Here is a 12,524-nt window from a genome sequence, read left to right as displayed (position 1 = left end):
GTGACGCGCACTAGGCTGGGCCCGTGGAGACCTGGCGTGTGGTCGCGACCGTCCTGCTCGCCGCGGCCGGGCTGCCGCTGGTGCTGGTCCTGATGGCGAAGGCACGGGACCGCACGGACCGCTCGGCGACGGTCGCGATCACCGGCGCGGTGGCCTTCGTGGCCCTCCTGCTGCTCGGTGTGGTGATGCTCACGGTCCTGCCCGGCGCTCTGACCTGGGGCGTCGTCGCGGTGGTCGTGGCCGCGCTCGGCGTCATGATGCTGGCGAGCTGACCGCTCAATTAGGGTGGGACCGGTGAGCACACCCCTTGCCGGCTGGACCGACGAACTCGCGAGAGCCAGGCTGCATTTCGTCACCGGTAAGGGCGGGACGGGCAAGACAACGCTCGCCGCCTCCCTCGGCCTCGCGCTCGCCAAGGGCGGACGCCGGGTGCTGCTGATCGAGGTCGAGGGCCGCCAGGGCATCGCCCAGCTCTTCGACACGGAGCCGCTGCCGTACGCCGAGCAGCGCATCGCGGCCGTTCCCGGCGGCGGCGAACTGCGCGCCCTGCACATCGACGTCGAGGCCGCGCTCCTCGAGTACTTCGAGATGTTCTACAACCTCGGCTTCGCGGGTCGGACGCTGCGGCGGATGGGCGCGATCGAGTTCGCGACCACGCTCGCGCCGGGTCTGCGCGACGTCCTGCTCACCGGGAAGATCAAGGAATGTGTCGGCCGCACCGAATCGGACGGCCGCCACACCTACGACGCCGTCGTCGTCGACTCGCCGCCCACCGGCCGGGTGGTGAAGTTCCTCGACGTCACCAAGGCACTGACCGATCTCGCCAAGACCGGCCCGATCCGCGGCCAGGCCGACGGGGTCGTGCGCCTGCTGCACTCCGGTGAGACCGCGGTCCACCTGGTGACGCTGCTGGAAGAGATGCCGGTGCGGGAGACCGTCGAAGCGGTCGCCGAACTCGACGGCGCCGACCTGCGCCCCGGCGCGGTCCTGGTCAACCGGGTTCGCCCGCCGCGGCTGCCCGCCCGTTCGGTGACCGCCGCCGCGGACGGCCGCGTCGACGCCTCGCGCGTCCGCGCCGGGCTCGCGTCGGCCGGGCTGAACCTGCCCGACAGCACCCTCGACGCGCTGGTCGAGGAAACCGTCGAGCACGCCGTGCGGGTCGCGGCCGAGCAACGCGCCCGCGAGCAACTGTCCGAAGCGGACTTGCCGGGTCTCGAACTGCCGGACCTGACCGACGGGGTCGACGTCGCGGCGCTCTACGACCTCGCCGAAGCGCTGACCGAGCAGGGGGTGCGCTGATGTCGGACGTCTTGGAGGTCGACAGGCTGATCGACGATCCGGAGAGCCGGGTCATCGTGTGCTGCGGGTCCGGCGGGGTCGGCAAGACGACCACCGCGGCGGCGCTGGCGTTGCGCGCGGCCGAACGCGGGCGGCAGACGGTGGTGCTCACCATCGACCCGGCCCGGCGGCTGGCGCAGGCGCTCGGCCTGCGGGAACTGGGCAACCACCCGAAGCAGGTGCTGGTCGAAGGCTTCGAGCCCAAGGGCGAGCTCTGGGCGATGATGCTCGACATGCGCCGCACCTTCGACGACATGGTGCGCGTGCACGCCGGCCAGGAACGCGCCGAGCAGCTGCTCCAGAACCCCTTCTACCAGACCATTTCCACTTCGTTCTCCGGAACGCAGGAGTACATGGCGATGGAGAAGCTGGGGCAGCTCGCGGCCACCGACGAGTGGGATCTGATCATCGTCGACACGCCGCCGAGCCGGTCCGCGCTGGACTTCCTCGACGCGCCGACGCGGCTTTCCAGCGCGCTCGACGGCCGGATGATCCGGCTGCTCACCGGTCCCGCCAAGGCGGGCGGCTGGGGCTTGCGCAAGGTCGTCAACGCCGGGTTCTCGATGTTCGCGAAGGCGGTCTCGACGATCATCGGCGGCCAGTTGCTGACCGACGCCTCGGCGTTCATGCAGGCCTTCGACAGCATGTTCGGCGGGTTCCGCGAACGCGCACGCAAGACCTCCGAGCTGCTGCGGTCCGGCGGCACTTCTTTCCTTGTCGTGGCCGCGCCGGAGCCGGACGCGCTGCGCGAGGCGTCCTACTTCGTGGAGCGGCTCTCGGAAGAGAGCATGCCGCTGGCCGGGCTGGTCGCGAACCGGACGCACCCGGTGCTGGCGCCGTTGTCCAGTGCCGAAGCCATCGCCGCGGCCGAGCAGCTCGCGAAGGGCGAGGCCAGCGCTCCGCTGGCCGAAGCCGTCCTTCGCCTGCACGCGGACCGGGTCGCGCTGGCCGATCGAGAGACGCGGCTGCTCGCCAGGTTCACGCGGGCGCATCCCGAGGTCCCGCTGGTGCGGGTGCCCGCGCTCCCCAGTGACGTGCACGATCTCGAAGGCCTGCGCGACATCGGGACCAGGCTGGCCACCCAGTCCTGAGTTTCCGTGAAGGACCCCTTCCCTACCTTGGACTCAGGGAAGGGGTCCTTCACGAAACCATGATCACGAGACTCGGACGCGTACGTCTTCCTCTTCGTCGATCCCGGTGAAACTGCGCTTCGCCGCTTCAAGCAGGTCCGCCCAGCTGGAAACGTCCGGCCGCCGCCGCAGCAGCGCCCGCCGTTCCCGTTCGGTCATACCTCCCCAGATGCCGAAGTTGATCCGGCCATCGAGCGCTTCGGCGAGGCATTCCGTCCTGACCGGGCAACCGAGGCAGACCGCCTTGGCCCGGTTCTGTTCCGCCCCCCGGACGAACAAACCGTCCGGATCGGTGTCGCGGCACGACGCATTGACTCGCCAGCTCGACTGGTTGGTTTCCATACCCCCAGCTCCCTACCCTGGTGTTCGACACACCACGGGAGGACGAAAAGCCTGCGCTCCTGCCCCCATGAGCGTGTCTCCCTGTGTGCTCACGTCGGTTGAGCCGACACCTCCCCGGTGCCGGTGCCTCCGTTCGGCCGAATGCGACTGCCGCTCGCACTCACCCGTCTGTCGGCTTTTTCATACGTGAGACGTTGACGGACTGTAGGGGCCCTCGGTTCCCCCCGCCAAGCCCTAGAATGCCTGGCGTTACCGAACGTCACCTCATGGGGTCGATTTCGTGACCGAATCCCCACTTACAGCGAGGTGACGTCACGGTGGGCTAACGGGATCCGCGTACCCTGGTCCGCGTGCGCAAAACGGACGGTCTGCTGAAGCTCATTGGCCTGTGTGTGCTCGCGGGGGTGCTGGTCGCGGGGATGTTGTTCCCGGTGGCGGGCGCCGCGGGGGTGCTGTCGAACCAGGCGAGCGAGACCGTCGACAAGACATCTTCGGACCTGGCGGACATCCCGCCGCCGTTGGTGACGACGATCACCGACAACACCGGCAAGCAGATCGCGACGCTGTACAAGCAGTTCCGCATCCCGACGAGCGAGACCCAGATCAACGACGCCATGAAGTGGGCGCTGATCTCGGTCGAGGACAAGCGCTTCTACGAGCACAACGGGGTGGACTGGAAGGGCACGCTGCGCGCCGCGGTCAGCAACAGCACCGGCGGCGACACGCAGGGCGCGTCGACGCTGACCCAGCAATACGTCAAGAACTACCTGATCAACGTCGTCTACCGGGACGACAAGCCGGGGCAGAAGCGCGCACAGGAGCAGTCGGTCGCCCGGAAGCTGAAGGAAGCCCGGATCGCGATCCAGCTGGAAACCAAGCTGAACAAGATGCAGATCCTGACCGGCTACCTGAACGTCGTCGAGTTCTCGCGCGAGATCTACGGCGTCGGCGCGGCCGCGAACGCGTACTTCAACACGCCCGTCGAGAAGCTCACGGTGCCGCAGGCGGCGCTGCTGGCCGGTCTGGTGAACAACCCGATCGTCAACGACCCGTGGAAGAACCCGGCGAAGGCGACCGAGCGCCGCAACCTGGTGCTGGACCGCATGGTCGACAACCAGAAGCTCGCGAAGGTGGACGCGGAACGCTTCAAGGCCGAGCCGCTCGGCGTCGTCGAGGGCGGCCCGCAGAAGCCCGCTTCGAACTGCACCGGCGCCGGTCCGGAGAACGGTTTCTTCTGCCAGTACGTCGAGGACTACCTCCTCAAGTCCGGGATGACGAAGGACGACCTCTACACCGGCGGCTACCAGATCAAGACCACTTTGGACGAACGGGCGAACCACGAAGCCAAGATGTCGGCCGAAGCCCAGGTCAAGAAGACCCAGGACAACGTGGCGAACACGCTCTCGCTGGTGAAACCGGGCAAGCAGCGGCACGAAGTCGTGGCGCTGGCGGCGAACCGTGACTACGGGCTCCACGAAGACCAGGGGCAGACGACCTTCGCGTTGCCTTCCGGCGTCTACAACACCGGCGGTGCCGGCTCGGCGTACAAGGTCTTCACCGCCGCGGCGGCTTTGGAAGCGGGCGTGGCCGGGATCAACAGTTCCCTCCCGGTGCCCGATCTCTACACCTCTCACGTGTTCGCCGGTGGCCCGAAGCGATGTCCTGTAGCTCCCCGGCCCCCCGCCGGGCCAGGTGGTAACTGGTACTGCGTCGGCAACGCGGGCGACTACAACCCGGCGGGTGGGGCCATGTCACTGCAGCAGGCACTGGCGACCTCGCCGAACACCGCGTTCGTGAACCTCGAGGACAGGCTCGGGAGCACTGGACCGATCGTGGAGATGGCGCGCAAGCTCGGCATGCGCGACACCATGGCCAGCAACCTCGGCGGTGGCGCCGTCGACCCGAACTCCGACAACCCCGGCGTCAACGCCAGCCAGCTGCAGGCCTTCGGCCCGAGGCCCGGCTGGCCCGGAAGCGCCTCGTTCACCCTTGGCCCCGCCGCGCTGAGCGGCCTGGAATTGGCGAACGTCGGTGCCACGATCATGAGCGGTGGCGTCTGGTGCCCGCCGACCCCGCTGGCGGGTGTCACAGACCGGGACGGAAAGCCTGTTCCCGTCAAGGAAGCCGCTTGCGAGCAGGTGGTCCCCGAAGGTCTCGCCAACACTCTCGCGGTCGGCATGAGCAGGGACAGCCAGCCCGGCGGGACATCGTTCGGGGCAGCGAGCGGCGCCAAGTGGAACCGGCCGGTGATGGGCAAGACCGGAACCACGCAGAGCAACGGCTCGGGGACATACCTCGGAGCCACCCCGCAGCTCGCGGGCGCGGCGATGGTGTTCCGCCCGAAGGGTGGGAATGGCGGCCTCTGCTACCTCGGCCCAGGTAACGTGACCACCCGCTGCGAAAACATGTGGGGCGGGAAGACGCCGGCGCAGACCTGGTTCGGGGCGATGTCGAAGATCCTCGAAGGCCAGGAAGCGCTGCCGCTACCGCAGCCGGACCCGAAGTACATGGGCGGCGGACGCTGATCCGCAACGGCCGCGTTCACCAGCGCAAATCACGATGAGTCACACGAATCTAACTTTGAGTGAGCGGCTGGCGGCCTAACGGGGAACGGTGGTCGACGAGATCATGTCGGTTGATCGCGACACCCCGCGCCGACCACGGAAGGTGAAGAAAAGAGGCCATTCCAGCGATTTACCGAGATCGCCGGAATGGGGGCGAACGGTCACCACCGAAGAGCACGTAAACTGGACATTGTGAGCACGCTCAGTAACGAAAACACTTCGGGGGCGACGGTACGGCGCTTGGCCGTGGGAACCGTCGCCCTGGGAGCCGCGACCCTCGGTTACGCGGTCGGAATCGAAAGGCGCCGGTGGACGCTTCGCACCGCGGAGCTCCCGGTCCTCGCGGCAGGGGCGAAACCCTTCACGATCCTCCACATCTCGGACCTGCACATGCTGCCCGGTCACGTGAGCAAGCAACGCTGGGTAGCGGCGCTCGACGAACTCGAACCGGACCTCGTCGTCAACACCGGTGACAACCTGTCACATCATCAGGCCGTCCCGTCCGTACTGCGCGCGCTCGGCCCCCTGCTCGACCGGCCCGGCGTGTTCATCTTCGGGAGCAACGACTACTACGCGCCGAAACCGAAGAACCCCGCCCGCTACCTCATGCCGAAGGGCAAGAAGAAGCGCATCCACGGCGAGCACCTGCCATGGCGCGACCTCCGCGCGGCCTTCGTCGAACACGGCTGGCACGACCTCACCCACGTCCGCCGCACCATCGAGGTCGCCGACCAGTACGTGTTCACCGCCGGCGTCGACGACGCGCATCTCCACCGCGACCGCTACGCCGACATCGCCGGCCCGGTGGACACCGCGGCCGCCGTCCGCATCGGCGTCACGCATTCGCCGGAGCCCCGCGTTCTCGACGAGTTCGCCGGCGACGGCTACGACCTCGTCCTCGCGGGGCACACCCACGGCGGGCAACTCCGCGTCCCCGGCTACGGCGCGCTCGTCACCAACTGCGAACTCGACCGCACCCGCGCCCGCGGTGCGTCCCGGTGGGGCGCCCAGATGTGGCTTCACGTCTCCGCCGGGCTCGGCACCTCGCCGTACGCTCCCGCGCGCTTCGCGTGCCCTCCCGAAGCGAGCCTGCTGACCCTCGTCCCACGGGGTACGACCAGCGACAATCGCCGGAACGCGGCCCCCCGCAAAGCCCGGAACACCGTCCGCTAGACTTCTCCACGACCCGTTAAGCAGTACCCCGGGGTGTGGCGCAGCTTGGTAGCGTGCCTCGTTCGGGTCGAGGAGGTCGTGGGTTCGAATCCCGCCACCCCGACGTTGGATCGAAAGAGCCTTGCTCGCTTTGGCGAGCAAGGCTCTTTCGCGTTGCGGGACCCAGAGGTGTCCTGAAGGTTCCTTTGAGACGCTCGATGTCCCAAAGGCCCCCTTCAGGACACGCATCACCGGCGCACCAGAAGGCCCACGCGAAAGGCGCCGACCACCGGCCAGCCCCCGCCACTCCCAGGGGGGCGACCCCGAGGCCAGTCTATCGGCGAGGGGCGTCGGGGCTGGCCGAAAGAGGGGGCGGCGGGGCTGGTTGTCCACAACGGTGAGCGTCTGTGGACAGCCGAGGGCGCGCCGAGGCCCAAGGGTTCCCAATGTGGCATTGGGGACACTCAACGTCCCCTGTGCCACATTGGGGACACCAGAGAGGGAGGCACCGAAAAGGCCTCAGCGGGTGGCGAGGAGCTCGGTCCAGCACTGGGCGAAATCCCCATCGCCCGAGCGCGCCCACGACCAGGCCGAGCGGGCCGCCGAAGCGAGTTGATCGCGGTCCGGGGTCGTCGCGGTTTCCAGCGCCGTCACCAGCCGCGCCTCCACGGAGGTCGCCAGCGCCCGGTATGTCGTGTCCGTGCGGTAGCGGATTTTCGTTCGCACGTCGGTGAAACCGGCGGCCGTGACCGCGGCGGGCAGCGAGCGTCCGGCGAACGGGTCACCGCCCGCGCGGCGGCACAGCAGATAGTGACCGCGGAGGGCGGCGTCGACGTTCGCCGTCTTCGGCCGCAGCCGAGCCCGGCTCCAGTCCGATGTGGACAGTGCGAGCGTGCCGCCCGGTTTGAGGATCCGCCGGAGCTCCGCCAGCGCGGCGCCCGGCTCCTTCAGATGTTCGAAGACGGCGTGCGCGAAGACCACGTCCACCGAAGCCTCGGCGAACGGCAGCGCGCACGCCTCCGCCACCAAAAAGTCCACTGTGGACTTTCTGTGCCCGTTGTCGATACCGAGGGTGATCGAACCCGGCCCGCAGCCGACGTCGACGCACCCCATCCCCGGTCCGAACAGCGGTTGCGCGAACACGGCCCGCTCGACCGCCTGACGCGCGAACCGCGCGGACACCGCGGCGCGCGGCGCGTTTCCCTCCAGCACCCCGCACACAGTACGGCTCCGGAGTGGCAGGATCGAGGGGTGAGCACGCAGCCAGGCACTGAATATCCGTCCGCGGTGGTCCCGGACCGCCTGTTCGACGACGCCGAAGCCGAGGCCAGGTGGCGGGCCCGCTTCCGCGCGCCGCGCATCTCGGTGCCCGAATGGGCCATCGACGCCCCGGACGCCAACGTCTACGTTTCCAACGCCAGCGGCGTGTGGGAGGTCTACTCCTGGGACCGGTCGACCGGTGAGCACCGCCGCGTCACCGACCGGCCCAACGGCACCATGCACACGACCCCGTCCCCCGACGGCCGCTGGATCTGGTGGTTCAACGACACCGACGGCGACGAATTCGGCTCCTGGGTCCGCGAACCGTTCGCGCCGGGGGCAGCCGCCGAGCGCGCGGTGCCGGGCGTCCACGACGGCTACCCAGCCGGGCTCGAAATCGGCACCAAGGTGGTCGCCGTCGGCGTCTCGACCGACGACGGCAGCGAGCTCTTCGCCCATATCGACGGCGAAACCACGTCCTTCTACAAGCACGAGGACGACGCCGGGGTCGCGTCACTGTCCCGCGACGAGTCGCTGCTCGTGATCTCCCACTCCGAGCACGGTGATTCACGACACCCCGCGCTTCGCGTCCTGTCGACCGACGGCTTCACGACGGTCGCCGACAAATGGGACGGCGAGGGCAAGGGCCTCGGCGCGCTGGAGTTCTCCCCGGTCGCGGGCGACCAGCGGTTGCTGGTGCTGCACGAGCGGCGCGGTCGCGAAGAGCTCCTGATCTGGGACACCGCCGCGGACACCGAGCAGGAGATCGAGCTGGACCTGCCCGGCGAGGTGGTCGCGGGCTGGTACCAGGACGCGCGGGCGCTGCTGGTCGTCCACTTCCACCAAGGCCGCAGTTCCCTCCACCACTACGACCTCGCCAGTGGCGAATTGTCCTCTTTGGACACCCCACCCGGCCGGATCGGCGGCGCGGGAGTGCGGCCCGACGGCATCGTCGAGTACTCGTGGTCCAGTGCCGCGCAGCCGCCGTCCGTGCGCGCACGGACGGCGGACGGCGAAGACTCGGTGCTCCTCGAACCGCCGGGCGAGCGCGCCCCGGGATCGGCACCGGTCACCGACGCGTTCGTCGACGGGATCGGCGGGCGGATCCACGCACTCGTCTCGCGCCCGGCCGACGCGCCGGAAGGTCCGCTGCCCACGGTCTTCTCCTTGCACGGCGGGCCGCATTCGGCCGACGAGGACCGCTTCTCCGCGTACCGCGCCGTGTGGCTCGACGCGGGATTCGCCGTCGTCGAGGTCAACTACCGCGGTTCGACCGGCTACGGCTCGGCCTGGCGTGACGCCATCGAAGGCCGTCCCGGCCTGACCGAACTCGAAGACGTCGCCGCCGTACACGACTGGGCCGTCCAAAGTGGACTTTCGGATCCGGCCAAATGCGTGGTGAACGGCGCTTCGTGGGGCGGGTACCTGAGCCTGCTGGCACTGGGCACCCAGCCGGCGCGCTGGGCGGCGGGGATCGCCGGAGTGCCTGTCGCGGACTACGTCGCCGCGTACGAGGACGAGATGGAGCAGCTCCGCTCGTTCGACAGGGCGCTGTTCGGCGGTTCGCCGGAGACGGTGCCGGCGGTGTACCGCGAATGCTCGCCGATCACCTACGTCGAAGCCGTGACGGCGCCGGTGCTGGTGCTCGCCGGGGACAACGACCCGCGCTGCCCGATCCGGCAGGTCGAGAACTACCTCGACAGGCTCGCGAAGCGGGAGATCCCGTTCGAGTTCTACCGGTTCGACGCGGGCCACGGGTCGCTGGTGATCGCCGAGACGATCAAGCAGACCGCGATCGAGGTGTTCTTCGCGCTGCGGGCGGTCGGGCTTCGCTGACCCCGGCGAGCGAGGTCAGCGCTCGGAGAAGAGAGTCCCGCCGGACGCCCAGTGTTCGGCGGGAATCTCGTTGATCGTCACCCAGACGCCTTCGGCTTTGCCGCCGCAGGTGCGGACGAAGGCGTCGGTCACCTCGCGCACGAGGGCCTGCTTCTGTTCGGCCGTGCGGCCGGGGAACATCGAAACACTGATCATCGGCATGAACGGACTCTAGAGCCCGCGATCGTGCTTCCGCAGACGGTCGACGGCGTAGGCGTCGCCCTCGAAGGTGAGACGGACGGCGTCGCGGCCGAAGACGAACAGCAGCAGTTCGAGCGGCGAGCCGATCACGGTCACCGTGTCCGGGCCTTCCTTCACCCGCGCTTCGCGGCCTTCGGGGGTCTTCAGGATCACGCCGACCGGTGATTTCCGCAGGTTCAGCTTCGAGGCTTGCTTCGCCGACTTCCAGGCAGCCGCATCCCGCGCGGAGTCCGCCGGACGCGGTTCCCAGCCGGGCTGTCCGCGCCGGACATCCTCGTGGTGGATCAGGAATTCCGCGCTGTTCGCCAGCTCGTCGAGCGCGGCGATCGACGTCGGCCAGTACCAGGCGGGGCCGGACCGGACTTTGCCGACGACCTCGGACCAGGGGCGCGCGGCGTAGGAGTCCTGCACCCGCTGGGTGTACGACGCCAGCGCCGGGACCAGGATGCCGGGCGCCGCGTCGGGCCGCCGCTCGCGGACCAGCAGATGCGCCGCGAGATCCCGCGTCTTCCAGTCCGCGCACAGGGTCGGCGCGTCCGGGCCGACCTCTTCGAAAAGCTCGCTCAACGCACGACGTTCGTCTCCGGCGACTCCCATACCCCACGACGTTACGCGCCGGTAGGGCGCGGGGAAATCCGGCGTGACGCAGGGCACCCGGCTCAGTGATGGAACGCGGTCCGCGGTCGCGGGCCGTGATCGAGCTCGGGCAGCAGCCGCCGGAGATCGGCGAGCAGCAGATCGGCGAGGTCGTGCGTGAAACCGTTGCGCACCACGATCCTCAGCACCGCTAGATCAGTCCGGTTGTCCGGGAACGTGTACGCCGGGACAAGCCAGCCACGCTCACGAAGCCGCCGTGACACGTCGAAGACGTCGAAGCCCTCCACATCCGCCTTCGTCGTGAAGGCGAACACGGGCAGCTGATCGCCTCGCGTCAGCAGTTGGAAGGGGCCCAGCCCGGCGATCCCGTCCGCCAGCTGGGTCGCGACGTCACGCGAAGCCTGTTGCACGGCACGGAAACCTTCGCGGCCGAGCCGGACGAACGTGTAGTACTGCGCGGCCACCTCGGCGCCGGGACGGGAGAAGTTCAAGGCGAAAGTCGGCATGTCTCCACCGAGGTAGTTGACGGTGAAGACGAGTTCTTCCGGCAACGCCTCCTTGTCGCGCCACACCACCCAGCCGACGCCGGGGTAGACCAGGCCGTACTTGTGCCCGGAGGTGTTGATCGACGCCACCCTCGGCAGGCGGAAATCCCAGCTCAGCCCGGGGTCGAGGAACGGCGCGATCATCGCGCCCGAAGCGCCGTCGACGTGCACCGGGATGTCCCAGCCGGAGCGTTCCGCCAGGCCGTCGAGCGCGGCCGCGATCTCGGCGACCGGCTCGTAGCTGCCGTCGAACGTGGACCCGAGGATCGCGACGACGCCGATCGTGTTCTCGTCGCAGCGGGCGATCGCCTCGTCGGCGGTGAGGTGGAAACGGTCGCCGTCCATCGGCACCAGCCGCGGCTCGACCTCCCAGTATTCGCAGAACTTCTCCCAGCAGACCTGGACGTTCGCGCCCATCACCAGATTCGGCTTCCCGGTGCGGCCCAGTTTCGACCAGCGGCGTTTCAGCGCCATCCCGGCGAGCATGCAGGCTTCCGACGAACCGGTCGTGGAGCAGCCCATGATCGCGGCGGGATCAGGCGCGTGCCACAGATCTGCGAGGATGTTCACGCAGCGCCGTTCGAGTTCCGCGGTCTGCGGGTACTCGTCCTTGTCGATCATGTTCTTGTCGACGCATTCGGCCATCAGCTCGCGGGCCTGCGGCTCCATCCACGTGGTGACGAACGTGGCGAGGTTCAGCCGGGCATTGCCGTCGAGCATCAGCTCGTCGCGCACCAGCTGGAGCGCGGCGTCGGGCGGGAGCGGGTCCTCGGCGAGGCTGTCGTGCGGGAGGCGGATGTTCGCGGCGAGCGCGGGATACGCGCCGGCGTGCAGCGGGTTGGCCCCGCCCTTGCGGTCCGGATCGGACGCGGTTCCCTTGTGCAGCACCATGGATCGAACGTAGCCCGGGACGCCGACGGGGGCATCTCACCGACCCGGACGTGCAAGGAAAGGTCCTTTCCTCGCAAATTTTGCAAGGAAAGGACCTTTCATGGCACTCGTGAGGCGAGAGAGGTCAGGTCAGGCCTGCTGCGCCTGCCACATCCAGTGCGCCTTTTCGAGTTCCTGGGTGATCTCGATGAGGAGATCCTGCGTGACCAGGTCGCTCTTGTCGGTCTCGTCGATGCGCTTGCGCAGCCGCTCGATCAGCGCCGCGAGGATGTCGACGATCGCGGCGACCGTGGACTCGACGGACTGCCAGTTGTCGGGGTAGTCCGGCAGTCCGGAGCTCTCCACGACGGCCTTCGCCTGGCCGTTCGGCGAGATGCCGATGGCGTTGGCGCGCTCGGCGACCTCGTCGACGTACTGGCGCGCGGTGGCGACCAGCTCGTCGAGCTGCAGGTGCGCGCTGCGGAAGTTCGCGCCGACGACGTTCCAGTGAGCCTGCTTCGCGATCAGCGACAGATCCACCAGATCGACCAGAGTGGCCTGCAAGGCGTTACCGGTGATCTCCTTGTCGGCGTCGCTCAGCGGACTCTTGATCGGAGACTTGCCCATCTTCGGTCTTCCTTTCGGAAATC

The 12,524-nt window shown here is 68.7% G+C and carries 12 protein-coding genes and 1 tRNA gene; 7 read left to right on the top strand and 6 right to left on the bottom strand.

The genetic code is table 11. From position 1 onward, the window contains the following. The first annotated feature begins 23 nt into the window (after nucleotides 1-23). The 3 genes from AC0685_RS05065 to bagB are packed head-to-tail and all read left to right on the top strand — an operon-like array spanning nucleotide 24 to nucleotide 2,429. Entirely contained in the window at nucleotides 24-272 is a 249-nt protein-coding gene (locus AC0685_RS05065) for a hypothetical protein (protein ID WP_478224347.1), read from the top strand. Nucleotides 273-294: 22 nt separating this feature from the next. Continuing rightward, on the top strand, nucleotides 295-1,299 hold the full coding sequence (gene bagA, locus AC0685_RS05060) for an ATPase BagA (RefSeq protein ID WP_005166973.1): 1,005 nt from the start codon (nucleotides 295-297) through the stop codon (nucleotides 1,297-1,299). Further along, nucleotides 1,299-2,429, top strand: coding sequence for an ATPase BagB (gene bagB / locus AC0685_RS05055; protein WP_478224346.1), 1,131 nt, complete (start codon nucleotides 1,299-1,301; stop codon nucleotides 2,427-2,429). Before bagA ends, bagB begins: the two co-directional genes overlap by 1 nt. A 63-nt stretch (nucleotides 2,430-2,492) precedes the next feature. Here the strand turns inward: bagB and AC0685_RS05050 are convergent, their stop codons facing one another. Then, the gene (locus AC0685_RS05050; RefSeq protein ID WP_005166974.1) at nucleotides 2,493-2,810 is read right to left on the bottom strand and encodes a WhiB family transcriptional regulator; all 318 of its coding nucleotides are present in this window, start codon (nucleotides 2,808-2,810) and stop codon (nucleotides 2,493-2,495) included. A gap of 350 nt (nucleotides 2,811-3,160) precedes the next feature. Here AC0685_RS05050 and AC0685_RS05045 point away from each other — a divergent pair, with 350 nt between their 5' ends. The 3 genes from AC0685_RS05045 (at nucleotide 3,161) to AC0685_RS05035 (ending at nucleotide 6,650) form a co-directional block, all read left to right on the top strand. Next, on the top strand, nucleotides 3,161-5,335 hold the full coding sequence (locus tag AC0685_RS05045) for a transglycosylase domain-containing protein (RefSeq protein WP_478224345.1): 2,175 nt from the start codon (nucleotides 3,161-3,163) through the stop codon (nucleotides 5,333-5,335). Between the two features lie 285 nt (nucleotides 5,336-5,620). Then, a complete protein-coding gene (locus tag AC0685_RS05040) occupies nucleotides 5,621-6,547 on the top strand; it encodes a metallophosphoesterase (protein ID WP_425342026.1) in 927 nt (308 codons plus the stop codon). 29 nt (nucleotides 6,548-6,576) lie between these two features. Beyond that, nucleotides 6,577-6,650: transfer RNA gene (locus AC0685_RS05035), tRNA-Pro, on the top strand. 395 nt (nucleotides 6,651-7,045) lie between these two features. Here AC0685_RS05035 and AC0685_RS05030 read toward each other — a convergent pair. Then, nucleotides 7,046-7,738: a class I SAM-dependent methyltransferase gene (locus AC0685_RS05030; protein ID WP_478224344.1), complete on the bottom strand. Its 693-nt coding sequence runs from the start codon at nucleotides 7,736-7,738 to the stop codon at nucleotides 7,046-7,048. 39 nt (nucleotides 7,739-7,777) lie between these two features. Here AC0685_RS05030 and AC0685_RS05025 point away from each other — a divergent pair, with 39 nt between their 5' ends. Beyond that, the gene (locus AC0685_RS05025; RefSeq protein ID WP_478224343.1) at nucleotides 7,778-9,622 is read left to right on the top strand and encodes a S9 family peptidase; all 1,845 of its coding nucleotides are present in this window, start codon (nucleotides 7,778-7,780) and stop codon (nucleotides 9,620-9,622) included. A 15-nt stretch (nucleotides 9,623-9,637) separates the two neighbouring features. On the opposite strand, the gene AC0685_RS05020 is transcribed toward AC0685_RS05025, so the two are convergent. The 4 genes from AC0685_RS05020 to AC0685_RS05005 all read right to left on the bottom strand — a co-directional run bounded on the left by AC0685_RS05020 (nucleotide 9,638) and on the right by AC0685_RS05005 (nucleotide 12,501). Beyond that, nucleotides 9,638-9,823: a 2-hydroxymuconate tautomerase gene (locus tag AC0685_RS05020; protein ID WP_101611157.1), complete on the bottom strand. Its 186-nt coding sequence runs from the start codon at nucleotides 9,821-9,823 to the stop codon at nucleotides 9,638-9,640. 9 nt (nucleotides 9,824-9,832) lie between these two features. After that, complete coding sequence (locus tag AC0685_RS05015; RefSeq protein ID WP_478224342.1) at nucleotides 9,833-10,459, bottom strand: TIGR03085 family metal-binding protein; 627 nt, start codon at nucleotides 10,457-10,459, stop codon at nucleotides 9,833-9,835. Nucleotides 10,460-10,521: 62 nt separating this feature from the next. Then, on the bottom strand, nucleotides 10,522-11,895 hold the full coding sequence (gene gad, locus AC0685_RS05010; RefSeq protein ID WP_478224341.1) for a glutamate decarboxylase: 1,374 nt from the start codon (nucleotides 11,893-11,895) through the stop codon (nucleotides 10,522-10,524). A 129-nt stretch (nucleotides 11,896-12,024) separates the two neighbouring features. Further along, on the bottom strand, nucleotides 12,025-12,501 hold the full coding sequence (locus tag AC0685_RS05005; RefSeq protein WP_034314675.1) for a Dps family protein: 477 nt from the start codon (nucleotides 12,499-12,501) through the stop codon (nucleotides 12,025-12,027). Nucleotides 12,502-12,524: the final 23 nt, after the last annotated feature.

This window comes from Amycolatopsis sp. NPDC043889 (assembly GCF_056435645.1).
This window is presented reverse-complemented; position numbering and strand designations above follow the sequence as displayed.

Bases quoted from the DNA above. Each gene is read 5' to 3' on its own strand.
- AC0685_RS05015 (WP_478224342.1), bottom strand. From the start codon at position 10,459: ATGGGAGTCGCCGGAGACGAACGTCGTGCGTTGAGCGAGCTTTTCGAA.
- gad (WP_478224341.1), bottom strand. From the start codon at position 11,895: ATGGTGCTGCACAAGGGAACCGCGTCCGATCCGGACCGCAAGGGCGGG.
- AC0685_RS05050 (WP_005166974.1), bottom strand. From the start codon at position 2,810: ATGGAAACCAACCAGTCGAGCTGGCGAGTCAATGCGTCGTGCCGCGAC.
- AC0685_RS05020 (WP_101611157.1), bottom strand. From the start codon at position 9,823: ATGCCGATGATCAGTGTTTCGATGTTCCCCGGCCGCACGGCCGAACAG.
- bagB (WP_478224346.1), top strand. From the start codon at position 1,299: ATGTCGGACGTCTTGGAGGTCGACAGGCTGATCGACGATCCGGAGAGC.
- AC0685_RS05005 (WP_034314675.1), bottom strand. From the start codon at position 12,501: ATGGGCAAGTCTCCGATCAAGAGTCCGCTGAGCGACGCCGACAAGGAG.